Origin of the sequence: Shewanella carassii (assembly GCF_002777975.1) — a bacterium.
GTDB lineage: Bacteria > Pseudomonadota > Gammaproteobacteria > Enterobacterales > Shewanellaceae > Shewanella > Shewanella carassii.
Genome location: NZ_NGVS01000002.1, coordinates 1 through 24185, shown reverse-complemented (window position 1 = coordinate 24185; position 24185 = coordinate 1). Strand labels below are relative to the sequence as shown.

Here is a 24185-nt window from a genome sequence, read left to right as displayed (position 1 = left end):
ACGAAGGCTTGCGCTTCGCTATCCGTGAAGGTGGCCGCACAGTTGGTGCTGGTGTTGTAGCCAAGATCATCGCTTAATTGCAGATCTGAGCTAATGTAAAAAGGCGACCTTAGGGTCGCCTTTTTATTTGACCTTTGCCAGCCATTTAAAAACGGTTGGCAATCTAATTTAAAGCCAGTATAATCTGCGCCACTTTTTGATGGCATTATGGCTGTTGATAATTCCGACAGCAGACTTGTAATCCTTCACTGGATGAGTATAATGGCCTCCTCGCTTAACTTGAGTAAGCGATATAGTTGATTTAGCCCTAGGGGCTAAACACAAATACAGCGACTCCGATTGGGAGTCGAACGGTTAAATCATCTCGCTCTGTCTTTCCAAGAAAGGAAATGGCTAGAGGGTGATTTTTTATGTGTCCATTTTAGGAGCTCTGGTCAATGCAGAACCAAAGAATCCGTATCCGCTTGAAAGGATTTGATCATCGTTTGATTGATCAGTCTACTGCGGAAATCGTTGAAACTGCTAAGCGTACTGGCGCCCAGGTACGTGGTCCTATCCCACTGCCTACGCGCAAAGAGCGTTATACCGTTTTGATCTCTCCGCACGTTAATAAAGATGCTCGTGACCAATACGAAATCCGTACTCACAAGCGTTTGGTTGACATCGTAGAGCCAACTGAGAAGACAGTCGACGCGTTGATGCGTCTGGATCTTGCGGCTGGTGTCGACGTACAGATTAGCTTGGGTTAATTGAGATCCTTAGAAGAGGTTTGAGAGATGGCTATCGGTCTTATTGGTCGTAAAGTGGGTATGACCCGCATCTTCACCGAAGATGGCGTGTCTATCCCTGTTACTGTAATTGAAGTAAATGCAAACCGCGTTACTCAGGTGAAAACTCTGGAAAACGACGGCTATCGTGCACTTCAAGTTACAACTGGTGCCAAAAAAGCCAACCGCATCACTAAACCAGAAGCAGGTCACTTTGCCAAAGCGGGCGTTGAAGCCGGCCGTGGTTTGTGGGAAATGCGTCTGGCAGACGGTGAAGGCGAAGGCATTGAAGTTGGTGCTGAGCTGAACGTAGATATCTTCGCTGACGTAGCGAAAGTAGATGTTACCGGTCAATCAAAAGGTAAAGGTTTCCAAGGCGGCGTTAAGCGTTGGAACTTCCGTACTCAAGATATGACTCACGGTAACTCATTGGCGCACCGAGCTAACGGTTCTATCGGTCAGAACCAGACGCCAGGTCGCGTATTCAAAGGCAAAAAAATGTCAGGCCACATGGGTGCTGAGCGTGTTACCACTCAAAATCTGGACGTAGTACGTGTAGATGCTGAGCGTAACCTGCTGCTGGTTAAAGGTGCTGTTCCAGGCGCTACCAATGGCGACCTGATCATCAAGCCTGCCGTTAAAGCCTAAGGTCTGAGGAGATAGTAATGGAATTGGTATTGAAAGACGCGCAAAGCGCTCTTGAAGTTTCCGAAACTACCTTCGGCCGTGACTTTAATGAAGCACTGGTTCATCAGGTAGTTGTAGCTTACGCTGCAAACGCGCGTCAGGGCACTCGTGCTCAGAAAACTCGCGCTGAAGTGACTGGCTCTGGCAAGAAGCCATGGCGTCAAAAAGGTACTGGCCGCGCTCGTGCGGGTGGTATCAAGGGCCCAATCTGGCGTGGCGGTGGCGTAACTTTCGCTGCTAAAACCCAGGATCACAGCCAGAAAGTCAACAAGAAAATGTACCGCGGCGCTCTGAAGAGCATCCTGTCCGAGCTGGTACGTCAAGAACGTCTGATCGTTGTTGAAAAGTTTGCTGTTGAAGCTCCTAAAACTAAAGAGCTGAAGGCCAAGCTGAAAGACATGGGTCTGGAAGACGTATTGATTGTGACTTCCGAAGTTGACGAGAACCTGTTCTTGGCAGCTCGCAACCTGTACAAGGTTGATGTTCGTGATGTTGCTGGTATCGACCCAGTAAGCCTGATCGCGTTCGACAAAGTGCTGGTAACTGCTGATGCTGTTAAGCAAATCGAGGAGATGCTGGCATGATCCGCGAAGAACGTTTACTGAAAGTTATTCTGGCGCCACACATCTCTGAAAAGAGCACTGTGGTTGCTGAGAAGAACAACACTGTAGTTTTCCGTGTAGCTATCGACGCCACTAAAGCTGAGATCAAAGCTGCAGTTGAAAAACTGTTTGAAGTTGAAGTTGATTCAGTTCGCACTCTGGTGAACAAAGGCAAAACCAAGCGTCACGGTGCCCGTGTTGGTCGTCGCAGCGATTGGAAAAAAGCCTATGTTACTCTGGCTGAGGGTGCTGACATCGATTTCGTCGGCGCTGAAGCGTAAGGAGATTACTCATGGCAGTTATTAAGTGTAAGCCAACCTCTCCAGGTCGTCGCCACGTCGTTAAAGTGGTGAACACTGACCTGCACAAGGGTAAACCTTTTGCTGGCCTGTTGGCGAAAAAATCTAAGAGTGGCGGCCGTAACAACACTGGTCGTATCACTGTTCGTCACGTTGGTGGTGGTCATAAGCAACACTACCGTCTGATTGACTTCAAACGTGATAAAGATGGTATCCCAGCGAAGATTGAGCGTCTGGAATACGATCCAAACCGTACTGCGCACATCGCGCTGGTACTGTACGCAGACGGTGAACGTCGCTACATCCTGGCTGCCAAAGGCATGCAGGCTGGTGACAAGATCGTTTCTGGCGTAGAAGCTGAAATCAAGACAGGTAACGCCCTGCCACTGCGTAACATCCCAGTTGGTAGCGTGGTTCACGCTGTTGAAATGAAGCCTGGTAAAGGTGCTCAGATTGCACGTTCCGCCGGTGCTTATGTACAAGTTGTAGCTCGTGATGGCGCTTATGCCACTCTGCGTCTTCGCTCTGGCGAAATGCGCAAAGTGCCAGTTGATTGCCGCGCGACTCTGGGTGAAGTTGGTAACGCCGAGCATATGCTGCGTCAGCTGGGTAAAGCTGGTGCCAAGCGCTGGAGAGGCGTACGCCCAACAGTTCGTGGTGTTGCAATGAACCCAGTAGACCACCCACATGGTGGTGGTGAAGGCCGTACTTCTGGTGGTCGTCACCCAGTGACTCCATGGGGTGTGCCAACTAAGGGTTACAAGACCCGTAGTAACAAGCGCACTGACAAGTACATCGTACGTCGTCGTAATAAATAGTAAGAGGATTCGCCATGCCACGTTCTCTCAAGAAAGGTCCATTCATTGACCTGCACTTGCTGAAGAAGGTAGAGAAAGCGGTGGAAGCAGGTGACAAAAAGCCTATTAAGACTTGGTCACGTCGCTCAATGATCATTCCAAACATGATTGGTTTGACCATCGCTGTCCATAATGGTCGTCAGCACGTTCCTGTGTTCGTAACTGACGAAATGATCGGCCACAAACTTGGTGAATTCTCACCAACTCGCACTTATCGCGGCCATGCTGCTGATAAGAAAGCGAAGAAGCGCTAATACGGGAGGAGTAAGATGGAAGTTTTAGCTAAACATCGTTTTGCCCGTACGTCGCCTCAAAAGGCTCGTCTGGTAGCTGATCAGATCCGCGGTCTGCCTGTTTCTAAGGCCCTCGAGATCCTGACCTTCAGCCCCAAGAAAGCCGCCGTACTGGTCAAAAAAGTACTGGATTCAGCCATTGCCAATGCTGAGCATAACGAAGGTGCTGACATTGATGAACTGAAAGTTGGAAAAGTCTTCGTTGATGAAGGTCCAACTATGAAGCGCATCATGCCACGTGCTAAAGGCCGCGCCGACCGTATCATGAAGCGTACCAGCCACATTACTGTGGTTGTATCAGATCGCTAGGAGAGAGCAATGGGACAGAAAGTACATCCTAATGGTATCCGTCTGGGTATCACTAAGCCTTGGATCTCTACCTGGTACGCTGATAAAGCAGACTACGCTGCTAATCTGCACGGCGACTGGGAAGTGCGTAAGTTTCTCGAAGAGAAACTGAAAGCCGCATCAGTATCTAAGATCGTTATCGAACGCCCAGCGAAAAGCATCCGCGTTACCATTCACACTGCCCGTCCAGGTGTTGTGATCGGTAAGAAGGGTGAAGACGTTGAAGTTCTGCGTGCTGAAGTTGCCAAAATTACTGGCACTCCTGCGCAAATTAACATCGCTGAGATCCGTAAGCCTGAGCTGGACGCCAAGCTGGTAGCTGATTCTATCGCTCAACAGCTGGAACGTCGTGTTATGTTCCGTCGCGCTATGAAGCGTGCGGTACAAAACGCTATGCGTCTGGGCGCTAAAGGTATCAAAGTTGAAGTTAGTGGCCGTTTAGGCGGCGCTGAGATTGCGCGCACCGAGTGGTATCGCGAAGGCCGTGTGCCTCTGCATACACTGCGTGCTGACATCGACTATTCAACCTCTGAAAGTCACACTCAATACGGTGTGATCGGCATTAAAGTTTGGGTCTTCAAAGGTGAAGTTCTGGACGGTATCATGCCTCAGATCGAAGAGCCGAAGCAGCAACCTAAGCGCAAGCCTCGTGGTAAATAGGAGAGCCGGCAATGCTGCAACCTAAACGTATGAAGTTTCGCAAAATGTTCAAAGGCCGCAACCGCGGTCTGGCGAACGGTACTGAAGTTAGCTTCGGTACATTTGGTCTGAAAGCAGTTGGCCGCGGCCGTTTGACTGCCCGTCAGATCGAATCTGCCCGTCGTGCAATGACACGTCACGTTAAGCGTCAAGGTCAAATCTGGATCCGGGTTTTCCCTGACAAGCCAATTACCTCTAAGCCTCTTGAAGTGCGTATGGGTAAAGGTAAAGGTAACGTTGAATACTGGGTATGTCAGATTCAACCAGGTAAGGTACTCTATGAAATGAATGGCGTTTCAGAAGAGCTGGCCCGCGAAGCTTTCGCACTGGCCGCTGCTAAACTGCCTATCAAGACTACCTTCGTAACTAAGACGGTGATGTAATGAAAGCGAGCGAACTGAGAGAAAAGAGCGTTGAGGAATTGAACGCTGAACTGCTTGGTCTGCTGCGTGAGCAGTTTAACCTGCGTATGCAACACGCCACTGGTCAGCTGGCACAAACTCACCAGCTGAAGCAAGTGCGCCGTAACATTGCGCGCGTTAAGACCATTATTACTTCTAAGGCAGGTGCATAATGTCTGAGAAAATCCGTACTTTGCAGGGTAAAGTCATCAGCGACAAGATGGACAAGTCCATCACTGTAGCTGTTGAGCGTCAAGTTAAGCACCCAATCTACGGTAAGTACATCAAACGTACTACTAAGATCCATGCACATGACGAACAAAACCAGTGTAAAGAAGGTGATTTCGTGTCTATTCGCGAATGTCGCCCTCTGTCTAAGACTAAGTCTTGGACTCTGGTTGAAGTAGTAAGCAAGGCCTAATTTATATTAGGTAAACTGGTAAACGGCTCCTTTTCGGGGCCGTTTGTTTTTTAATACTATCCATTCTCTATTTATGGTGTTATACTTGCGCGCCATTTTTGACCGATTTGAACGGCAAAAGTGGTGTTTATTTAGCCCCATGGTGGGGATTGTGTAGTAACGATAGCGGAGCACTTAAAATGATCCAAATGCAATCGACTCTCGATGTCGCATGTAACAGCGGCGCGCGCAGAGTTCAGTGTATTAAGGTCTTGGGTGGCTCTCATCGTCGTTATGCCGGTATCGGCGACATCATCAAGGTTTCTGTTAAAGAAGCCATTCCTCGCGCTAAAGCGAAGAAAGGTGATGTGTATAACGCGGTGGTAGTCCGTACTAAGAAAGGCGTACGTCGTCCAGACGGTTCTGTCATTCGCTTCGATCGGAATGCAGCGGTATTGCTTAATGCAAACCTTGCCCCGATTGGTACTCGTATCTTTGGACCTGTGACACGTGAACTGCGTACTGAGCAATTCATGAAAATTGTGTCGCTGGCACCAGAAGTACTGTAAGGAGCTTCAAAATGGCAGCAAAAATCCGTCGTGAAGACGAAGTAATTGTACTGGCCGGTAAGGATAAGGGTAAGCGCGGTAAGGTTACTCGTGTACTTACTACCGGTAAGTTAATTGTTGAAGGCATCAATCTCGTTAAGAAGCACCAGAAGCCTAACCCACAACTGGGTGTGACTGGTGGTATCGTTGAGAAAGAAGCACCGATTCAAGCATCTAATGTTGCGATCTTTAACCCTGTCACTGGCAAGGCGGATCGTGTTGGTTTCCGATTCGAAGACGGTAAGAAAGTCCGTTTCTTCAAATCGAACAGTGAACTCGTTAAGTAACTGGAGTAAACGATGGCGAAACTGCATGATAGATACAAAGAGACTGTTGTTGCTGAACTGACTAAAAAGTTCGGTTATACCAGTGTCATGCAAGTCCCTCGGATTGAGAAAATCACCCTGAATATGGGTGTTGGCGAAGCCGTAGCTGACAAGAAAATCATGGAAAATGCTGTCCGTGATATGACTGCTATTGCTGGTCAAAAACCAGTTGTGACTGTAGCTCGTAAGTCAGTTGCTGGTTTTAAAATCCGTGAAGGCTACCCTATTGGCTGTAAAGTAACCCTGCGCGGCGAGCGTATGTGGGAATTCTTTGAGCGTTTGGTTGACATCGCAATCCCTCGTATCCGTGACTTCCGTGGTCTGAGCGCTAAGTCGTTCGATGGCCGTGGTAACTACGCGATGGGCGTGCGCGAGCAGATCATCTTCCCAGAAATCGACTACGATAAAGTCGATAAGATTCGTGGTATGGATATTGTTATCACTACCTCCGCGAATACTGACGAAGAAGGTCGCGCTTTGCTTGATGCTTTCAACTTCCCATTCAAGAAATAAGGGGTAGCGAAATGGCAAAACTGTCAATGAAGGCACGTGAAGCAAAACGTGCAAAGCTCGTGGCCAAGTATGCTGAAAAGCGTGCAGCTCTTAAGGCTATCATCAGCAGCCCTGAGTCTTCTGACGAAGCTCGTTGGGATGCGGTTCTTAAGCTGCAAGCTCTACCACGTGATTCAAGCGCATCGCGTCAACGCAATCGCTGTAATCAAACTGGCCGCCCTCATGGTTTCCTGCGCAAATTCGGCCTGAGCCGTATCAAACTGCGTGAAGCAACCATGCGTGGTGAAGTTCCTGGTCTGCGTAAGGCCAGCTGGTAAGCACTTGTCACGGAGTAAGCTAATATGAGCATGCAAGATCCTATTGCGGATATGTTAACCCGTATTCGTAACGGCCAAGCTGCTAACAAAGTATCTGTGAAGATGCCTTCTGCCAAACTGAAAGTTGCTATCGCAAAGCTGCTGAAAGATGAAGGTTACATCACTGACTACGCCGTAGCAGAAGAAGGCGCTAAGCCTGAACTGGAAATCACTCTGAAGTATTTCCAGGGCCAACCTGTTGTTGAGACTATCCAGCGCGTAAGCCGTCCTGGTCTTCGTATTTACAAAGGTAAAGACGAACTGCCAAAGGTTATGGGCGGACTGGGTGTCGCAATTGTGTCCACTTCTAAAGGCCTGATGACTGATCGTGCCGCCCGCCTTGCAGGCATGGGTGGTGAGGTTATCTGCTACGTAGCGTAAGGAGCTAGGAATGTCTCGTGTAGCAAAAGCACCAGTATCTATTCCAGCCGGCGTAGAGGTGACTTTAAACGACCAAACTATTACCGTTAAAGGCGGTAAAGGTAGTCTGACTCGAGTAATCAACAGCGCAGTTAACGTTGTTGTTGAAGGTGCAGAAATCAAGTTCTCTCCTGTTGAAGGCGTTGTTAACGCTTGGGCACAGGCCGGTACTGCTCGCGCACTGATCAACAACATGGTTGTTGGTGTTTCTCAGGGTTTCGAAAAGAAGCTGAAGCTGGTTGGTGTGGGTTACCGTGCCAAAGTTAGCGGCAGCGCTCTGGACCTGACCTTGGGTTTCTCTCACCCTCTGGTTCATCAATTGCCAGAAGGCGTTACAGCTGAATGCCCAAGCCAAACAGACATCGTACTGAAAAGTATCGATAAAGAGCTGGTTGGTCAGGTTGCGGCTGAAATTCGTGGCTATCGTCCACCAGAGCCTTATAAGGGCAAGGGTGTTCGCTATGATGACGAACAAGTACGCCGTAAAGAGGCTAAGAAGAAGTAGGTAACGCGATATGGATAAGAAAACATCTCGCTTGCGCCGCGCGACTCGCGCTCGCAAGAAGATCCAAGAGCTGGGCGTCAACCGTCTGGTTGTACATCGTACACCGCGTCACATTTACGCTCAGGTAATCAACCCTGAAGCTCAGGTGTTGGCTGTTGCCTCTACTGCTGAGAAAGCAGTAAAGGAACAACTGAAGTACACCGGTAACGTAGATGCGGCCAAAGCAGTAGGTAAAGCTATTGCTGAGCGCGCGATCGAAAAAGGCGTAACTGTTGTTGCTTTCGATCGTTCTGGGTTCAAGTATCACGGTCGTGTTGCTGCTCTGGCAGAAGCCGCTCGTGAAGCTGGCCTCCAGTTCTAAGGGGTAAAACAATGGCTAAATTAGAAGCTCAGCAAAAAGACGATCTGCAAGAAAAGCTGATTGCAGTTAATCGTGTTTCTAAAGTAGTTAAAGGTGGTCGTATCTTTAGCTTCACCGCTCTGACTGTAGTGGGTGATGGTAACGGTAAGATCGGCTACGGCTATGGTAAAGCGCGTGAAGTTCCAGCTGCTATTCAAAAAGCAATGGAAAAAGCCCGTCGCAATATGGTTACTGTAAACCTGAACGAAGGCACTCTGCACCATCCGGTGAAGGGTCGTCACTCTGGTTCACGCGTTTACATGCAACCTGCTTCAGTGGGTACCGGTATTATCGCCGGTGGCGCAATGCGTGCCGTATTGGAAGTAGCGGGCGTTCACAACGTTCTGTCGAAAGCATACGGTTCTACTAACCCGATCAACATCGTTCGTGCAACTGTTGACGCTCTGGTACACATGAAGTCACCAGCGCAGATTGCAGCCAAGCGTGGCCTGAATGTTGACGAAATTCGGGGGTAATGCACCATGGCTACTAAAACTATCAAAGTAACTCAGACCAAAAGTGCTATCGGCCGTCTGCCTAAGCACAAGGCCACTCTGACTGGTCTTGGTCTGCGTCGTATTGGTCACACCGTAGAGCTGGAAGATACTCCTGCTGTTCGCGGTATGATCAATAAGGTCTACTACATGGTAAAGGTGGAGGACTAATCAATGCGTCTGAATACTTTATCTCCAGCTGCAGGCGCTAAGTCTGCACCTAAGCGTGTAGGCCGTGGTATTGGTTCTGGCTTGGGTAAGACCGCTGGTCGCGGTCACAAGGGTCAAAAATCTCGTAGCGGTGGCGGTGTACGCCCTGGCTTCGAGGGTGGTCAAATGCCACTTAAGATCCGTCTGCCTAAGTTCGGCTTTACCTCGCGTATCGCTATGGTAACTGCTGAAGTTCGCTTGAGCGAACTGGCAAAAGTTAATGGTGACGTTATCGACCTGAACGCACTGAAAGATGCGAACGTAATAACTCGCAACATCCAGTTTGCGAAAATCGTTCTTTCAGGTACCATTGAGCGCCCAGTGACCGTAAAAGGTCTGAAGGTAACCAAAGGTGCACGTGCAGCTATAGAAGCTGCCGGCGGTAAGATCGAGGAATAATACGTCGATGGCAAAACCAGGACTTGATTTAAAAAGCGCGAAAGGTGGACTTTCCGAATTGAAAGCTCGCCTCCTGTTCGTGATTGGCGCAATTATCGTGTTTCGTGCCGGTTCATTTGTGCCAATTCCTGGTATTGACGCTGCTGTATTAGCAGAGCTGTTTGCTCAGCAAAAGGGAACCATCCTGGGCATGTTCAACATGTTCTCGGGTGGCGCCCTTGAGCGCGCCTCTATTTTTGCATTGGGGATCATGCCGTACATTTCGGCCTCGATCATCATGCAGTTGCTGACTGTTGTGCATCCTGCACTCGCTGAACTGAAGAAGGAAGGTGAGTCAGGACGTAAAAAAATCAGTCAGTACACAAGATGGGGTACGCTGGTGCTGGGTACATTCCAGTCGATCGGTATTGCAACAGGGTTACCAAATCTGGTGACCGGCCTGGTGGTCGATCCCGGTTTCGGATTCTATTTTGTTGCAGTCGTCAGTTTAGTCACAGGAACTATGTTCCTGATGTGGCTTGGCGAGCAAATTACCGAGCGCGGTATAGGTAACGGTATCTCGATCCTGATTTTTGCAGGTATCGTAGCCGGTCTGCCTTCTGCTATCGGTCAAACGGCCGAGCAAGCGCGTCAAGGCGACTTGAACGTATTGGTATTGTTGTTGATTGCGGTGATTGTGTTTGCCGTAACCTATTTCGTGGTATTTGTGGAGCGTGGTCAGCGTCGTATCGTCGTTAACTATGCCAAGCGTCAGCAGGGCCGTAAGGTGTTTGCTGCGCAATCAACCCACTTGCCGCTAAAGGTTAATATGGCCGGCGTAATTCCGCCAATCTTTGCGTCCAGCATTATTCTGTTCCCAGGCACACTGGCTCAGTGGTTTGGTCAGAATCCGTCTATGGAATGGCTGACTGAGGTTTCCCTCGCAGTTTCTCCTGGACAGCCGCTGTACTCTCTGTTGTATGCAGCAGCAATTATTTTCTTCTGTTTCTTCTATACTGCGTTGGTATTTAACCCTCGCGAGACAGCAGATAACCTGAAGAAGAGTGGTGCGTTCATTCCCGGGATCCGTCCCGGCGAACAGACTTCGCGTTACATTGATAAAGTGATGACCCGTTTGACTCTGGCAGGCGCGTTATATATTACCTTTATCTGTTTAATTCCGGAGTTCATGTTAATCGCATGGAAAGTACAGTTCTATTTTGGCGGTACTTCACTACTGATTATGGTAGTTGTGATCATGGACTTCATGGCTCAGGTTCAGACCCATATGATGTCTCATCAATATGAGTCTGTGATGAAGAAAGCTAATCTGGTGAACAAAGCGAATCTCGATCGCTTTGGTCGATAAGATAGCTTTACGGAGTGATGAAATGAAAGTTCGAGCTTCCGTGAAGAAGATCTGCCGTAACTGCAAGATCGTCAAGCGTAGTGGCGTTGTACGCGTTATCTGTGTTGAACCAAAACACAAACAGCGTCAAGGCTAAAAAATCTTGGCCAGCTCTTAACTGAGCTGGCCAAAAATATTGTTTGCAAACTAGTCATCTGTCGAGTATCCTTTCGGGCTTTTCACAGATGGCCTTTAACTTAAGGAGTGCATAGTGGCCCGTATCGCTGGCATTAACATTCCTGATCAAAAGCATGCAGTCATCGCTTTGACTGCTATCTACGGTATCGGTCGTACTCGCGCTAAAGCAATTTGCGCGGCTACAGCCATTGCCGAAGACGCTAAGATCAAGGAATTGAGCGAAGCTCAAATCGATACTCTACGCGAAGAAGTTGCCAAATACTCAGTAGAAGGTGACTTACGCCGTGAGGTTTCAATGAACATCAAGCGTCTTATGGACCTTGGTTGTTATCGTGGCCTCCGCCATCGCCGTAGCCTGCCTCTCCGTGGGCAACGTACTAAGACCAATGCGCGTACTCGCAAAGGTCCACGTAAACCAATCAAGAAGTAACGGGAAGGTAGACAATGGCTAAAGTTCCGTCACGTTCTCCGCGTAAGCGCGTACGTAAACAGGTTGCTGATGGCATGGCTCATATCCATGCGTCTTTCAACAATACAATTGTTACTATCACAGATCGTCAAGGTAACGCTCTGTCATGGGCGACTGCAGGTGGTTCAGGTTTCCGTGGTTCACGTAAATCTACTCCATTTGCTGCGCAGGTGGCAGCTGAGCGCGCAGGTACTGCTGCTCAGGATTATGGTGTTAAAAACCTTGAAGTTTTCGTGAAGGGTCCAGGTCCAGGTCGTGAATCAGCCATTCGTGCGCTGAACGCTGTTGGTTACAAAATTACCAACATCACTGATGTGACGCCGATCCCTCATAACGGTTGTCGTCCTCCTAAAAAACGCCGCGTGTAATTGGCAGTTTCGTTAGGATAGTTGGAGAAAGATCATGGCAAGATACTTGGGTCCCAAGCTCAAGCTCAGCCGCCGGGAAGGTACTGACCTTTTCCTGAAAAGCGGTGTGAGAGCAATCGATTCGAAGTGTAAGCTGGAAGCAGCACCTGGACAGCATGGCGCTCGTAAGCCACGTCTGTCTGATTATGGCTTGCAGTTACGCGAGAAACAAAAAGTTCGTCGTATTTACGGTGTGCTGGAAAAGCAGTTCCGTAACTACTACAAAGAGGCTGCACGTCTGAAAGGCAACACAGGTGAAAACCTGCTGCAACTTTTGGAAACCCGTCTGGATAACGTAGTTTATCGTATGGGCTTCGGTGCGACTCGTGCAGAAGCACGTCAGCTGGTTAGCCATAAGTCAATTATGGTCAACGGTCGTGTTGTTAACATTCCGTCATTCAAAGTGTCTGCGAATGATGTTGTAAGCGTTCGCGAGAAGTCACAGAAGCAAGCCCGTATCAAGGCTGCTCTGGAAGTGGCTGCTCAACGCGAGAAGCCTACATGGGTTGAAGTCGACAGCGCAAAAATGGAAGGTGCTTTCAAGCGTCTGCCAGAACGTAGCGATTTGTCTGCGGAAATTAACGAACAGCTGATCGTCGAGCTTTACTCTAAGTAAGGCTAACAAACAAGAGAGGACACAATGCAGGGTTCTGTTACAGAATTTCTTAAACCGCGTCTCGTTGATATCGAGCAGGTTAACCCAACTCGTGCCAAGGTGACTCTGGAGCCACTCGAGCGTGGTTTCGGACATACTTTGGGTAACGCGTTGCGTCGCATCCTATTGTCGTCTATGCCCGGCTGCGCGGTTACCGAAGTCGAGATCGACGGCGTACTGCATGAATACAGCAGTAAGGAAGGCGTACAAGAGGATATCCTTGAAATACTGTTAAACCTGAAAGGTTTGGCCGTCATTATCGAGGGTAAAGACGAGGCTATGCTCACTTTGAGCAAGTCAGGCGCAGGCCCTGTTACCGCAGCCGACATCACCCACGACGGCGATGTCACAATCGTGAATCCGGATCATGTTATCTGTCACTTGACCGGTAACAATGACATCAGCATGCGTATCCGCGTTGAGCGTGGTCGTGGTTATGTACCGGCTTCTGCCCGTGCACAAGCCGAAGACGATGATCGCCCAATCGGACGTCTGTTGGTTGATGCTTCATTCTCACCAGTTGCTCGCATTGCCTACAATGTAGAAGCCGCTCGTGTAGAACAGCGTACTGACTTGGACAAGCTGATCATCGATATGACCACTAACGGTACTATCGATCCTGAAGAAGCTATCCGTCGTTCTGCGACTATCCTGGCTGAACAGCTGGATGCCTTCGTGGAATTGCGTGATGTGACCGAGCCAGAGCAGAAAGAAGAGAAACCGGAGTTCGATCCGATTCTGTTGCGTCCTGTCGACGATTTAGAGCTAACTGTACGTTCGGCTAACTGTTTGAAAGCCGAAGCGATTCATTACATCGGAGATCTGGTACAACGCACTGAAGTTGAGTTGCTCAAGACACCTAATTTGGGTAAGAAATCTCTTACCGAGATCAAGGACGTATTGGCATCTCGCGGACTGTCGCTAGGTATGCGTCTGGAAAATTGGCCACCGGCTAGTTTGGCAGACGACCTGTAAGTCCCAGGTTTTGTACAGATTTAGGTTATAAGGATTAGGTCATGCGCCATCGTAAGAGTGGTCGTCAACTTAACCGCAACAGCAGTCACCGCCAAGCCATGTTCCGTAACATGGCAAGTTCACTGGTTCGTCATGAAATCATCAAGACAACCGTAGTGAAGGCCAAAGAACTGCGTCGCGTAGTTGAGCCTCTGATAACACTTGCTAAAAGTGACAGCGTAGCAAACCGTCGTCTGGCGTTTGCTCGTACTCGCGACCAAGAAGTCGTAGGTAAACTGTTTAACGAACTGGGTCCACGCTATCAGGAACGTCCTGGTGGTTACACCCGTATCCTGAAGTGCGGTCTGCGTGCCGGTGATAAAGCCCCTATGGCTTACATCGAGCTGGTAGGTCGCCCAGAAGCCGCTGAAGCTGTAGAAGTTGAAGCTGCTGCTGAGTAATCTCAGGTAAGTTCTGAAAAAGCCCCGCTAACAAGCGGGGCTTTTTATTTTTGTCGTACTAATCGATGAGTTCTGCCTGCTCTCTGACTTTATCCGGTAAAGTCAGCTGCCATCGTTTTAAACCGCTTTCACTGAAAAGGTAGGTTCCACTAGTATCCATCTTAGGAAATATCTCTGCCGGCATTTTCCCTGCTAATATCTGTTTCGCTATTCCACCGGCGATTCGTCCGTGCTTGTTGCCATCCAAAATATAACCCCCCAGGGTTGCTTCCTTCCCAACGCTGAATTGCCAAAAGCCGAAATGGGGCACAGTGGCATTATTGTGAGTCCAATGTTCAACATGAGTCTCATCTACCACTTGTTGGTTATCATCTAATAGTGTTTGATACAGAGCCACAAACACAGCGTCGTAACCTCGTTTTTTAGCCGTGGAGACGGATTTTTGCCATTGAGCGAATCTACTATGCTGTTCGACATCGACTAGGTTAGTGCCAATTGTTAGGTCTTGATTTAATTTCTTGATAGAGGCTACGGCAGTATTGGATGTATAACTGGAATCGAACAACAGTAAAAATTTGTGGGGCGGAGGAGTTGGCAACATAGTTTGGGCCATCAATAGCGACCGCTTGAATAATGGACGTTCCAGTACCCCAGTGATGTTGCTTGTATGTTTGATCCCATAATCGCGTGGATTACCGTTAATACCTAAATACACAACCGGGGTAGAGGTCTCGTTCAGGCGCTTATTAAGTAGAATGAGCGCATTGTCGTCAGCCAAAAAAACCAGATCGGGTTTGAGTTCAAGATACTTTTGCCAGGCTTTATCGGCTTGTTGTTGGTACATTTCGCCTGGTAAACGCTTGGTATCAAGAGCGAAACTATAGTATTGATGTTGATCTCCCAAGATGGTCTTAATTCCGGCCTTATAACTCTTATCCCAAGGGTTTTCGGCATGATAAGACTCTATGATTAAGATATCTGCAGCATCACTTGGTAATGAGAAAAGCAGGCAGAATAAGACCACAATACGCATAAGCCAAGCCTTTTTTATCGTTGAATAGGACTTTAGCGTGGCAGATTTTTGTTATTCTGCAAGTCAAAATAGCTATTAAAAATAACAACAAGTCTTGACTCGAATGCTGGAAGCAAAGAACCCAGCCTAAGCTGGGTTCTTTGTTTTTATCGGGGAGAAAGGTTTACTTGGCGCCGCCAACCTGTTGATCGTTATATTCGAGCTTTTCATGGGTCTGCCCCATGGCTTCGGCAACTTCTGGCGGCATATAGTTTTCATCATGTTTGGCTAGTACTTCAGAGGCTTCCAGTTTGCCTGATTCAACCAAAACACCTTGGGCTACTATGCCTTGTCCTTCACGGAATAGATCCGGTAGCAGGTCATCGTAGGTCACTATGATTTCACCGCCAGCAGCATCATGTACGGCAAATTCTACATGTAAGCTCTCAGGATCTCGAACCATAGAGCCTACTGTAACCATGCCGCCAACACGGATCCGTTGACCCACTTCAGGCTTGATACCCGTGTCCTTCTTCCCATTGACTATCTCGCTGGGAGTATAGAAAAGGTTAAGGTTAGAATTGAGGGCATATAACAGCAAGGAGGCCACGGCGGCAACGCCTGCAATTAGGGCTACAGCCAATACCAGTCTCTTTTTGCGTCTTGGATTCACGATCTGTTACTCCGGTTCTGAGCGAGGCGTTCCTCACGTTGCACTTTGGATGCTATTTCCTGCAGCACTCGACGTTTCTTCATCGAGCTGACTAGGATAAGCAGGCTAAGGGACACGAAAGTGACACCGTAGGCCAACCATACATAGAAGGCATAGCCACCCATGTTGAAAAACTCTGCTAAAGATTGAAACTGCATTATTTGACTCCTTCAGCCTTGGCCAGTTCCCTAACCCAGGGACGCATTCCGTTACGGGCCAAAATTTCGGCACGGAAACGCACTAGTGTGATAGCGCCTATCATCAGGCCAAATCCGAATATGTTAATCAATAAAGGGTAGAGCATGTCGGTGGACATGGTCGACTTCTCGGTGATCCTGATTGTAGATGGCTGATGTAGTGAGTTCCACCATTCAACTGAATACTTGATGATAGGGATATTAATCACCCCAACTATAGCGAGTATGCCAGCGGCTCTGGCAGCGAGTACTTTATCTTCGAATGATGCGTAGAGGGAGATTACTCCCAAGTATAGGAATAACAGCACCAGTTCAGAAGTCAGACGCGCGTCCCATACCCACCAAGTGCCCCACATGGGTTTACCCCAAGTTGCACCAGTGAACAGGGCGATAAAAGTGACTACTGCACCTATAGGGGCGATTGCCGCAGCGGCCCAGTCGGCCAACTTAAGCTGCCAAACCAAGCCGATAAAGGCTGCGGTTGCCATACCCATATAAGCGGCCATCGACATGGATGCTGCCGGTACATGGATAAAAATAATACGGTAGCTGTCGCCCTGTTGGTAATCAGTGGGAGCAAATGCCAGACCCCATACGGTTCCGGTTGCGATAAGCGCCAGTGCAGATAGCGCAAACCATGGCAACAGCTTTCCTGATAGTTGATACGCTCTCTGAGGGTCGGCGTAAGGATGTAACCATTTCCACATTTTAGTTGGTACTCACTCGCAAAGAGGCACCGATAGCAAAAGGTGCCAAGACTAAAGAACCGACCAGCATGGCGCCTAGAATCGCCAACTGACCATCATAGGGTTGTTTGGATGCTGCAAAGTCGATCGCGCCGGTCGCAAAAATCAACACGGGTATATAGAGCGGTAATATCAATAAACTCAGCAACACACCGCCCTTACGTAATCCCACTGTTAAGGCCACGCCTATGGCGCCAAGTAAGCTCAATACAGGTGTCCCTAGCACTAGGGTCGCAATCAGAGCTCCGTAACTGTTGTCGTCCAAATGCAATAACACTGCCAACAAGGGGGCTATTATAATTAAAGGTACGCCAGTCAGTAACCAGTGAGCAAACACTTTGGCCAGTACCAATAGTGCCAAAGGCTGCGGGCTGAGCAACATCTGTTCTAAACTGCCGTCACTGAAGTCGGCCTTGAACAGGCGTTCCAGTGACAACATGGCTGCCAACAAGGCCGCAACCCAGATAATTCCGGGGGCAATCCGGGTTAATACCTGCTGCTCAGGCCCTATACCCAGTGGGAACAGGGTAACCACTATGATAAAAAACAATAGTGGATTAAAAATGTCACCACGATGACGTACGGCAATCTGTAGATCCCGTTTCAGCAGGGTGAAAAATGCCTTGGTAAAACTAATGCCTCTATTCATCTCTGCTAAGCCTTATACGAAGCGATAATCCAAGCGGATCTTCCGTAACCTTTCATCTGAAATGATGCCCATGTCTTGGTGAGTTGTCAGAATGACGCAGCCACCGGCATCGGCATGGCGAATATAGAGTTGCTCCAATTCTGCAACCCCTTTCTTGTCTATCGCGGTAAAGGGTTCATCCAAAATCCAGATTTTACAGGCGGTATGCCAGAGCCTGGCAAGCGCAGTTCGTCTATGTTGGCCGGCAGAGAGGTGGCCCGCAAGGGCATCTTCAAATCCAGCCAAGTTTACTTTGGCAAGGATATCCCTAGCATTGAAAGCATCATACCCGCTGATTCTTAAATTGAAGTTAAGGTTCTCCTCGGCAGTTAGCTCACTTTTTACACCCGCGAGATGGCCTAAGTAGAGTAGGTTTTCATTGAACTCATCGCGGCAACGAGTGATAGCCTCTCCTTGATAAAGGACTTCACCACCATAAGGACGCGATAAGCCTGCGAGAATTCTCAATAAGCTAGTTTTGCCAGCACCATTGGGACCCTCAATTTGAACTATATCGCCGGGGTGAATATCGAAGCTGAGTTCATCGAATAGTATCCGTTCTTCGCGGATACAAGTGAGACTGCTTGCCGACAGCAGTGTTGTAGGTTTTGGTTCTGCCACTGAGCCCTCTATAACAAGCGGTAAGGAAACACAAGGGATATTAACACATGCTCTGTCTGGGGTTTACCACCGTATCGCACTAAGTTTCAGCAATTTGATATGCTTCCAATAAAAATAAATTTTTGGGAACTTTTTAACTTGTTACTAATATATAACGGCTTCGAGAGCCATTCCTTGATCAGTTTTGGGGTGCGAGATTTTGATCACAAAAGAGTGAGTTTTGTTGAAGTTTGTTGTACTCTTAGCGAGCCATAATGAGTCTGCCCGCTATTTCAAGGGCGGCATTGAGCTTTGTAAGTATTTGCATTAGGAACATTGAACATGAAAAAATTGTTAGCAATGACTGCAGTAGCTGCATTGACTATGTCTGTAAACGTCTCCGCCCAAGAAGGTGAGGCCGTTTACAATAAAGCTTGTCAGGTCTGTCATAGCATGGGTGTTGCCGGTGCACCTAAAGCACACGATGCTGCTGCTTGGGAACCACGTCTGGCCAAGGGTATCGACACACTGCTGAATAGTGTTAAGTCTGGTTTGAATGCAATGCCTCCTGGTGGCATGTGCACAGATTGTACTGATGATGATTACAAGAACGCCATTGAGTTTATGTCTAAGTAATCGTATCTCATCATAAAAAAACCGGCTCACGCCGGTTTTTTTATGTCTTGCAACTTAGGATTACTGCACTTCGGTATCCAACACCAGTTCACCACTGGCGCCAACCTTGATGCTTGCTAGTTTACCTTGCAGGTCACCTGGTTGAGGTTTCACGCTGCCATGCTTGGACAATACCGCAATCACTTCAACGTCTGTCGCATCGCTGAGTTTGACGTTGCCGCCCATGTTGGTGGAGTCATCCAGGGTCACAGTTACTGGTAATGACTTGGCACTAACCTTGGTCGCTGCCAGCGGAACTTTCGGGCCTTCTGTTGCTCTGGCAAAGATGAACAGCATATCGGTATTGCTTACCTTGGCCGCCAGTTCCGGAGCAATAGACACATTCAGTGTTACTGTTTTGGCTGTAGTCACCTTCACGTCTTTATGAGCTTCGTCATTCGGAATGGTGACTCCACCTTCTGCTTGCAAGCGCATCTTGGCGCTGTCGATGGCATTGATCAGTGCGGCGCGATCTACGTCGGCTCTATCGCTGTCGAGGATAGTCTGCCAAGCACCGATGGCTTTGTTGTAATCTGCAGTAAAGAATGCATCCATACCCACTAGTAGCAGAGTGGATGGATCTTGTGGGTCCAGCTTCAGAGCTTGGTCTATGAGAGACTGCACCACAGGGATCATCTGTTGACCGGCTTTGTAATATAGGGCGGTTGCTTTGGGTCCCAACAGCTCGGCATGAACCCCAACAAGTTCAATTACTTTATCGAAGGCGGCGACTGCCTGATCATACTGCCCGGTAGAAATATAGGCGTGCCCTAAACTGAACCAAGCTTGGCTGTTTTCAGGCTCCTGTTGTACGGCAGATTCCATAATTTGTACCTGCTGCATCATGATCTGTTCACTACTCATACCAGCATGGGGATTCTCTGGTTGAGGTGAATCTATGTTCTGGTAAGCGCCTAACTGCTGATAGGAATAACCGGCCACGACCAGTAATACCACTGACATCAGACTTGGCCACAGCAGACCCTTGGGCTTGGCTTGGGAGTCGAGTGATTCATCGTCCCCTTGTTTAATATCCTGTAGTAAGCTGACTTCCAGTTCCTTTTTCAGAGACTCGAACTCATCTTCGTCCAGCCGTTCTTCCTGGTGTTCTTTTTCCAGGATAGCTAGTCGTTCATTAAACAGTTCTAGGTTGGTTTGCCTACGGACACCAGACTCTTCTGCTTTCAGCAGCTTCTGTTGCCGGAAGTGAGGAAGCCAAATCAGCGCCAGGCTGACTAACACAACAATCGCAATAAAAATCCAAAAAGTGGTCATTATGTTTATTTCACGTTGGTTTGTGACAAAGCGGGGTTACCGCACGGCTTGACTGCAAGATTATACGGAAAGATGATTCATTGAACAGTAATATAAGTACCCCTCCAAGGTTTATAGTCATAGTTGGGCACTGGTTCACAGTTCCAAATTTCAGCAAAAAAATCAATGAAACTTCTCTATTTAATGCCTGTCACAGTTCTGTGTCATGCCGTCTTATCGCCACTGATACAGGCCCTTCAGAGAATGAGAGCCGCGACCCAGAATTGGTGGAAAATGGCAGACAGGAACAAAAGCAAATACTAAAATGAGCAAAAATTCGTAATATATGCCTGTTAACGCTTGCGGCTTTTTAAGCCGTGATTAAGTTAATAAGGTGATGGTGTGAGCCCCCGTAGTTGTGCGTCTGACCAGGATAGAAGCTTGGCAGACATTGACCTGGAAACTGAGGAAAACCCATGATCCCAGAACTTGGACATTTCTCACTGATCATAGGGATGGCGTTTGCAGTATTGCTGATGACAGTCCCGTTAATCGGTGTTGCCCGCAAAGACCAATACTTAGTGCGTTATGCTTGGCCACTGAGTTACGGTATGTTTTTTTTCATCTTGTTATCGGTAATCGCGCTCGGTTACAGCTTTGCTACCGATGACTTCTCAGTCGCCTATGTGGCCCATCATTCCAACTCTCAACTGCCCATCTTCTTTAAGATTGCTGCTGTCTGGGGTGGACATGAAGGTTCACTGTTGTTTTGGGTTTTCTCGCTTTCTGTTTGGGCCGCTGCTGTAGCCTTCTTCAGTAAGGGGTTGGAAGAGGTGTTCACTGCCCGGGTATTGGCCGTGTTGGCGATGATAACCATAGGCTTTACCTTGTTTATGCTGCTCACTTCCAGCCCATTTGAGCGTTTGTTCCCAATTCCGGCAGAAGGCCGAGACCTTAACCCTATGTTGCAAGACGTAGGTTTGATCTTTCATCCTCCCATGCTGTATCTGGGGTATGTTGGCTTCTCAGTCAGCTTTGCCTTCGCCATTGCCGCGCTGATGAGTGGGCGACTGGATTCTGCTTGGGCTCGTTGGAGCCGTCCATGGACTCTGGCTGCCTGGATCTTCCTCACTGGTGGTATCGCATTGGGCTCCTGGTGGGCATATTACGAGTTAGGTTGGGGCGGTTGGTGGTTCTGGGACCCGGTTGAAAACGCGTCCTTTATGCCATGGCTTGTTGGTACAGCTCTGGTTCACTCCTTGATAGTGACCGAAAAGCGTGGTGCCTTCCGCAACTGGACAGTACTCCTGTCTATCTTTGCCTTCTCCCTGAGTTTATTGGGTACCTTTATCGTTCGTTCTGGCGTGCTGACCTCAGTGCACTCCTTTGCGGCAGACCCAAGCCGGGGTATGTTCATTCTGTTGTTGCTTGGTTTGGCTATCGGTGGTTCGTTGACCCTGTTTGCTTTCCGCGCCAGTGAAATGAGCAGTCCTGCCCGGTTCGATCTTAAATCCAAAGAAACTATGCTGCTGGTCTGTAACGTATTGCTGACCGTGGCTGCTGGTACTGTACTGCTCGGTACTCTTTATCCACTGCTGATCGATGCACTGGGTATGGGTAAGATTTCTGTTGGCCCACCATACTTTAACGCAGTATTTGTTCCTATCGTGTTGGTATTGTTTGGCTTTATGGGTGTCGGCCCCATCATTCGCTGGAAAAAATCCAAGCAAGGTGAGCTCAAACGTCAATTGTTGGTACCTGCGATCATCTCGGCTGTGCTGGGCATAATCGCACCATTCATTGCCGGTGGTGAGTTCAATATCTGGGTGGCCCTGGGTATAGGTGCGGCTGTCTGGATTGTGTTGGCGACCATGCGTGCCGGTTACAACGTGATTAAGGCAAAAGACGGTAGTGTTAGTCTGGCTCGTATGGGGCGCAGTGAACTGGGGATGATCATTGCTCACCTAGGTATCGCTGTCTCAGTGGTTGGCGCCACCATGGTATCCAACTATTCAATTGAAAAGAGCGTGCGCATGGGCCCAGGTGTGAGCCATGAACTGGCCGGTTACACCTTCAAGTACCTTGAAACCCGTAACGTTGTCGGTCCTAACTACACGGCCCAGCAAGGACAGGTTGAAGTACTGAAAGATGGTGAAAAGATTGCACTGTTGCAACCGGATCGTCGTCAATACAATGTTCGTACCATGGATATGACCGAAGCGGGTATCGATTGGGGTCTGTTCCGGGATCTCTATATCACTATGGGCGACCCCGTCAGCCGTACTGAGTTTGCAGTGCGACTGAACTACAAACCTTTTGTTCGTTGGTTGTGGTTTGGCAGTATCTTTATGATGGTTGGTGGTTTCTTCGCGGCTTCTGACAAGCGTTATCGCGCCAAGGCTCGTGCTGAAGAGGCTGCCGCAGCCAAGAAAGCCAAGCTGGCAACAGCCTGAAACGGGTAAGAAGAAGATGAAGAAGCTAGTACTTTTTGTTCCATTAATATTGTTTCTTTTGATGGGAGTCTTCCTTTACAAGGGACTGTTCTTGAATCCGCAGCAGTTGGATTCCGCACTGGAAGGCAAGCCTGTGCCTGCCTTCCAACTGGAGAAGTTGGATAATCCCGGGGAGATGGTCACCAACGAAGATCTCAAGGGCAAGGTATCCATGCTGAACGTATGGGCAACTTGGTGTCCATCCTGTAAGTATGAACATCCTTACCTGATGCAACTGGCTCGTCAGAATTTGATACCTATCCATGGCATCAATTATCGTGACGAGCGTGCACTCGCAATGAGAGAACTTTCTCGTCAAGGTGACCCTTATACGCTGAATATCTATGACAAGGACGGCCGTCTTGGTCTGGATCTCGGGGTATATGGTGCACCGGAAAGTTTCATCGTGGATCATAACGGCATCATTCGTTATCGCTATGCCGGACCGGTTGATATGCGGGTTTGGAAAGAAACTCTGTATCCCATGATCCAACAATTGCAGGCTGAGGCTGCTAAGGATAACGCGTCATGAGAAAGCTGTTGCTGAAGACCTTTGCTGTTGCTGCGCTCCTGTTCGGCTATGCCGCTCAGGTGGCGGCCACGCCGGTGGACACTTTCGAGTTCAGTTCTCCAGATAAGCAAAAGCGGGCATTGTCGCTGGCTCATGAGTTGCGTTGCCCTCAATGTCAAAACCAAAACCTGATCGATTCCAACTCTCCCGTTGCTCGCGATCTGCGTCTTGAAGTTTACAAGATGGTGGAAGAGGGCAAGGCCGATGATGAAATTGTCCAGTTCATGACCAGTCGCTACGGTGAGTTCGTTCTCTATAAGCCAAGGCTTGAGACTAAGACTTATGTCCTGTGGTTGGGGCCTGTGGCGTTACTGTTGTTCGGTGGTTTGATTGGTTTTATCTTCATCCGTAAGCAACGTACTTCTGGTGGTAAAGATCTTGAACTGTCCGCCGAAGAACAACGCCAGTTGGATGAGTTGTTGAAGCGAGACAAGTAATGAGCAAACTCAGATACTCATTACTCTTGTTGGCGTCCCTGTCACTGGGGGCGCAGGCTTATCCAGGTATGCAGCCAAAGGATCACAATCAGATCCAATCCAGTGTCGACAAAATCAATGTGCTACCCCACAGCTTTCCCCTGGAAGTGGTGCCGTTCCAAGATAAGGCCGGTAGCCAATTGGATTTCAGTCAGTACAAAGGAAAAGTGGTGTTGGTCAACATCTGGGCCACATGGTGTCCTCCCTGTGTCAGGGAGTTGCCTGCTCTGGAACGGCTCGAAGGGCAGTTCAGTGATAAAGAGTTTGCCTTGTTGCCTATTTCCATCGACCAAGGTGGTCAGGAACAAGTCGCTGGCTTTCTGCAGTCTATAGAGATGGCGAATTTTCGTAGTTACTACGATCCGCAGATGCAGTTGGGACAGATATTTCCACTCGATACTATCCCCGCGACCTTTATTCTTAATGGTAAAGGGGAGCTGATTGCCTTTGTTCGTAGCTTTGTCGACTGGGATGACCCAAAAGCGATAGCCTTACTCAAAGGTTTCATTGAACAGGAAAATGCCCCTAAGTCGGCTGCAAACTAGCTAAATCTGGTTGCAAAACAGCCATAATGACTGAAAAAGATCGTTTTTGCCTAAAATGTCAGCAAGCGATCTTTTTTCTTTTAAAAAGCCCTTGCACAAAAGTTCAGGCTCCCTATAATGCGCTCCCACTGACACGGCACAGCGGCAACGCGAAAGACGTGA

General features: G+C 48.6%; 41 protein-coding genes. 34 read left to right on the top strand and 7 right to left on the bottom strand.

Annotation, left to right across the window (positions count from 1 at the left end):
• The 29 genes from CBE72_RS20605 to rplQ all read left to right on the top strand — a co-directional run.
• Nucleotides 1-77 (top strand): EF-Tu C-terminal domain-related protein (locus tag CBE72_RS20605; RefSeq protein WP_198556962.1); only part of this gene is annotated, 77 nt, incomplete at its 5' end.
• Between the two features lie 360 nt (nt 78-437).
• On the top strand, nt 438-749 hold the full coding sequence (rpsJ, locus tag CBE72_RS00215) for a 30S ribosomal protein S10 (RefSeq protein WP_011635639.1): 312 nt from the start codon (nt 438-440) through the stop codon (nt 747-749).
• Between the two features lie 27 nt (nt 750-776).
• Nucleotides 777-1415, top strand: a complete 639-nt coding sequence (gene rplC, locus CBE72_RS00210; RefSeq protein WP_100141801.1) for a 50S ribosomal protein L3 — start codon at nt 777-779, stop codon at nt 1413-1415.
• Between the two features lie 17 nt (nt 1416-1432).
• Nucleotides 1433-2038 (top strand): 50S ribosomal protein L4, encoded by a 606-nt coding sequence (gene rplD, locus CBE72_RS00205; RefSeq protein WP_100141800.1) that lies wholly within the window; start codon nt 1433-1435, stop codon nt 2036-2038.
• Nucleotides 2035-2337 (top strand): 50S ribosomal protein L23, encoded by a 303-nt coding sequence (rplW, locus tag CBE72_RS00200; protein ID WP_039036038.1) that lies wholly within the window; start codon nt 2035-2037, stop codon nt 2335-2337. The genes rplD and rplW overlap by 4 nt, the downstream gene beginning before the upstream one ends.
• Nucleotides 2338-2348: 11 nt before the next feature.
• Complete coding sequence (gene rplB, locus CBE72_RS00195; protein WP_025011961.1) at nt 2349-3173, top strand: 50S ribosomal protein L2; 825 nt, start codon at nt 2349-2351, stop codon at nt 3171-3173.
• A gap of 14 nt (nt 3174-3187) precedes the next feature.
• A complete protein-coding gene (gene rpsS / locus CBE72_RS00190; protein ID WP_025011962.1) occupies nt 3188-3466 on the top strand; it encodes a 30S ribosomal protein S19 in 279 nt (92 codons plus the stop codon).
• Between the two features lie 15 nt (nt 3467-3481).
• Nucleotides 3482-3814, top strand: coding sequence for a 50S ribosomal protein L22 (gene rplV / locus CBE72_RS00185; protein ID WP_039036040.1), 333 nt, complete (start codon nt 3482-3484; stop codon nt 3812-3814).
• A 9-nt stretch (nt 3815-3823) separates the two neighbouring features.
• On the top strand, nt 3824-4513 hold the full coding sequence (gene rpsC / locus CBE72_RS00180) for a 30S ribosomal protein S3 (RefSeq protein WP_025011964.1): 690 nt from the start codon (nt 3824-3826) through the stop codon (nt 4511-4513).
• 11 nt (nt 4514-4524) lie between these two features.
• Nucleotides 4525-4935, top strand: a complete 411-nt coding sequence (rplP, locus tag CBE72_RS00175; protein ID WP_100141799.1) for a 50S ribosomal protein L16 — start codon at nt 4525-4527, stop codon at nt 4933-4935.
• On the top strand, nt 4935-5126 hold the full coding sequence (gene rpmC / locus CBE72_RS00170; protein ID WP_011758342.1) for a 50S ribosomal protein L29: 192 nt from the start codon (nt 4935-4937) through the stop codon (nt 5124-5126). The genes rplP and rpmC overlap by 1 nt, the downstream gene beginning before the upstream one ends.
• Nucleotides 5126-5374, top strand: coding sequence for a 30S ribosomal protein S17 (gene rpsQ, locus CBE72_RS00165; RefSeq protein ID WP_025011966.1), 249 nt, complete (start codon nt 5126-5128; stop codon nt 5372-5374). Before rpmC ends, rpsQ begins: the two co-directional genes overlap by 1 nt.
• A gap of 179 nt (nt 5375-5553) precedes the next feature.
• The gene (gene rplN / locus CBE72_RS00160) at nt 5554-5922 is read left to right on the top strand and encodes a 50S ribosomal protein L14 (protein WP_011494644.1); all 369 of its coding nucleotides are present in this window, start codon (nt 5554-5556) and stop codon (nt 5920-5922) included.
• Nucleotides 5923-5933: 11 nt separating this feature from the next.
• Entirely contained in the window at nt 5934-6248 is a 315-nt protein-coding gene (gene rplX / locus CBE72_RS00155; protein WP_025011967.1) for a 50S ribosomal protein L24, read from the top strand.
• Nucleotides 6249-6260: 12 nt separating this feature from the next.
• On the top strand, nt 6261-6800 hold the full coding sequence (rplE, locus tag CBE72_RS00150) for a 50S ribosomal protein L5 (RefSeq protein WP_025011968.1): 540 nt from the start codon (nt 6261-6263) through the stop codon (nt 6798-6800).
• Between the two features lie 11 nt (nt 6801-6811).
• A complete protein-coding gene (rpsN, locus tag CBE72_RS00145) occupies nt 6812-7117 on the top strand; it encodes a 30S ribosomal protein S14 (protein ID WP_025011969.1) in 306 nt (101 codons plus the stop codon).
• 24 nt (nt 7118-7141) lie between these two features.
• Nucleotides 7142-7537: a 30S ribosomal protein S8 gene (gene rpsH, locus CBE72_RS00140; RefSeq protein ID WP_025011970.1), complete on the top strand. Its 396-nt coding sequence runs from the start codon at nt 7142-7144 to the stop codon at nt 7535-7537.
• A 10-nt stretch (nt 7538-7547) separates the two neighbouring features.
• Nucleotides 7548-8081: a 50S ribosomal protein L6 gene (rplF, locus tag CBE72_RS00135; protein ID WP_039036044.1), complete on the top strand. Its 534-nt coding sequence runs from the start codon at nt 7548-7550 to the stop codon at nt 8079-8081.
• Nucleotides 8082-8091: 10 nt separating this feature from the next.
• The gene (rplR, locus tag CBE72_RS00130; RefSeq protein WP_025889969.1) at nt 8092-8442 is read left to right on the top strand and encodes a 50S ribosomal protein L18; all 351 of its coding nucleotides are present in this window, start codon (nt 8092-8094) and stop codon (nt 8440-8442) included.
• Between the two features lie 11 nt (nt 8443-8453).
• The gene (gene rpsE / locus CBE72_RS00125; protein ID WP_100141798.1) at nt 8454-8957 is read left to right on the top strand and encodes a 30S ribosomal protein S5; all 504 of its coding nucleotides are present in this window, start codon (nt 8454-8456) and stop codon (nt 8955-8957) included.
• Between the two features lie 6 nt (nt 8958-8963).
• Nucleotides 8964-9146, top strand: coding sequence for a 50S ribosomal protein L30 (rpmD, locus tag CBE72_RS00120; RefSeq protein ID WP_025011974.1), 183 nt, complete (start codon nt 8964-8966; stop codon nt 9144-9146).
• 3 nt (nt 9147-9149) lie between these two features.
• Nucleotides 9150-9584, top strand: a complete 435-nt coding sequence (gene rplO / locus CBE72_RS00115; protein ID WP_039036045.1) for a 50S ribosomal protein L15 — start codon at nt 9150-9152, stop codon at nt 9582-9584.
• 7 nt (nt 9585-9591) lie between these two features.
• Entirely contained in the window at nt 9592-10932 is a 1341-nt protein-coding gene (secY, locus tag CBE72_RS00110; RefSeq protein WP_039036046.1) for a preprotein translocase subunit SecY, read from the top strand.
• A gap of 22 nt (nt 10933-10954) precedes the next feature.
• On the top strand, nt 10955-11068 hold the full coding sequence (rpmJ, locus tag CBE72_RS00105) for a 50S ribosomal protein L36 (protein ID WP_006083579.1): 114 nt from the start codon (nt 10955-10957) through the stop codon (nt 11066-11068).
• 114 nt (nt 11069-11182) lie between these two features.
• Entirely contained in the window at nt 11183-11539 is a 357-nt protein-coding gene (gene rpsM / locus CBE72_RS00100; RefSeq protein WP_100141797.1) for a 30S ribosomal protein S13, read from the top strand.
• A gap of 14 nt (nt 11540-11553) precedes the next feature.
• Entirely contained in the window at nt 11554-11946 is a 393-nt protein-coding gene (gene rpsK / locus CBE72_RS00095) for a 30S ribosomal protein S11 (protein WP_025011978.1), read from the top strand.
• A gap of 34 nt (nt 11947-11980) precedes the next feature.
• On the top strand, nt 11981-12601 hold the full coding sequence (gene rpsD, locus CBE72_RS00090; RefSeq protein WP_100141796.1) for a 30S ribosomal protein S4: 621 nt from the start codon (nt 11981-11983) through the stop codon (nt 12599-12601).
• Nucleotides 12602-12625: 24 nt separating this feature from the next.
• Nucleotides 12626-13615, top strand: coding sequence for a DNA-directed RNA polymerase subunit alpha (locus CBE72_RS00085; protein WP_100141795.1), 990 nt, complete (start codon nt 12626-12628; stop codon nt 13613-13615).
• Between the two features lie 41 nt (nt 13616-13656).
• Complete coding sequence (gene rplQ, locus CBE72_RS00080; protein ID WP_028781249.1) at nt 13657-14055, top strand: 50S ribosomal protein L17; 399 nt, start codon at nt 13657-13659, stop codon at nt 14053-14055.
• A 58-nt stretch (nt 14056-14113) separates the two neighbouring features.
• Here the strand turns inward: rplQ and CBE72_RS00075 are convergent, their stop codons facing one another.
• The 6 genes from CBE72_RS00075 to ccmA form a co-directional block, all read right to left on the bottom strand.
• Nucleotides 14114-15088, bottom strand: coding sequence for an ABC transporter substrate-binding protein (locus tag CBE72_RS00075; RefSeq protein ID WP_100141794.1), 975 nt, complete (start codon nt 15086-15088; stop codon nt 14114-14116).
• A 163-nt stretch (nt 15089-15251) separates the two neighbouring features.
• Entirely contained in the window at nt 15252-15740 is a 489-nt protein-coding gene (ccmE, locus tag CBE72_RS00070) for a cytochrome c maturation protein CcmE (RefSeq protein WP_100141793.1), read from the bottom strand.
• A complete protein-coding gene (ccmD, locus tag CBE72_RS00065; protein WP_025011982.1) occupies nt 15737-15937 on the bottom strand; it encodes a heme exporter protein CcmD in 201 nt (66 codons plus the stop codon). The genes ccmE and ccmD overlap by 4 nt, the downstream gene beginning before the upstream one ends.
• Nucleotides 15937-16683 carry a heme ABC transporter permease gene (locus tag CBE72_RS00060; RefSeq protein ID WP_100141792.1) on the bottom strand — a complete coding sequence of 249 codons (747 nt, stop codon included), beginning with the start codon at nt 16681-16683 and terminating at the stop codon, nt 15937-15939. Before CBE72_RS00060 ends, ccmD begins: the two co-directional genes overlap by 1 nt.
• A gap of 1 nt (nt 16684) precedes the next feature.
• Nucleotides 16685-17371: a heme exporter protein CcmB gene (ccmB, locus tag CBE72_RS00055; RefSeq protein ID WP_100141791.1), complete on the bottom strand. Its 687-nt coding sequence runs from the start codon at nt 17369-17371 to the stop codon at nt 16685-16687.
• A 12-nt stretch (nt 17372-17383) separates the two neighbouring features.
• Nucleotides 17384-18031 (bottom strand): cytochrome c biogenesis heme-transporting ATPase CcmA, encoded by a 648-nt coding sequence (gene ccmA, locus CBE72_RS00050; protein WP_100141790.1) that lies wholly within the window; start codon nt 18029-18031, stop codon nt 17384-17386.
• Nucleotides 18032-18352: 321 nt separating this feature from the next.
• On the opposite strand from ccmA, the gene CBE72_RS00045 reads away from it, so the two are divergent.
• Nucleotides 18353-18646: a c-type cytochrome gene (locus CBE72_RS00045; protein ID WP_100141789.1), complete on the top strand. Its 294-nt coding sequence runs from the start codon at nt 18353-18355 to the stop codon at nt 18644-18646.
• 60 nt (nt 18647-18706) lie between these two features.
• On the opposite strand, the gene ccmI is transcribed toward CBE72_RS00045, so the two are convergent.
• The gene (gene ccmI, locus CBE72_RS00040; protein ID WP_100141788.1) at nt 18707-19960 is read right to left on the bottom strand and encodes a c-type cytochrome biogenesis protein CcmI; all 1254 of its coding nucleotides are present in this window, start codon (nt 19958-19960) and stop codon (nt 18707-18709) included.
• Between the two features lie 455 nt (nt 19961-20415).
• Between ccmI and CBE72_RS00035 the strand changes: the two genes are divergently transcribed.
• From CBE72_RS00035 to CBE72_RS00020, 4 genes are read left to right on the top strand one after another with little or no spacing between them, the layout of a single operon-like run.
• Nucleotides 20416-22392 carry a heme lyase CcmF/NrfE family subunit gene (locus CBE72_RS00035; RefSeq protein ID WP_100141787.1) on the top strand — a complete coding sequence of 659 codons (1977 nt, stop codon included), beginning with the start codon at nt 20416-20418 and terminating at the stop codon, nt 22390-22392.
• A 16-nt stretch (nt 22393-22408) separates the two neighbouring features.
• Entirely contained in the window at nt 22409-22963 is a 555-nt protein-coding gene (locus CBE72_RS00030; protein ID WP_100141786.1) for a DsbE family thiol:disulfide interchange protein, read from the top strand.
• The gene (gene nrfF / locus CBE72_RS00025; RefSeq protein ID WP_100141785.1) at nt 22960-23439 is read left to right on the top strand and encodes a heme lyase NrfEFG subunit NrfF; all 480 of its coding nucleotides are present in this window, start codon (nt 22960-22962) and stop codon (nt 23437-23439) included. The genes CBE72_RS00030 and nrfF overlap by 4 nt, the downstream gene beginning before the upstream one ends.
• Entirely contained in the window at nt 23439-24023 is a 585-nt protein-coding gene (locus CBE72_RS00020) for a TlpA disulfide reductase family protein (protein ID WP_100141784.1), read from the top strand. Before nrfF ends, CBE72_RS00020 begins: the two co-directional genes overlap by 1 nt.
• The last annotated feature ends 162 nt before the right edge of the window (nt 24024-24185 follow it).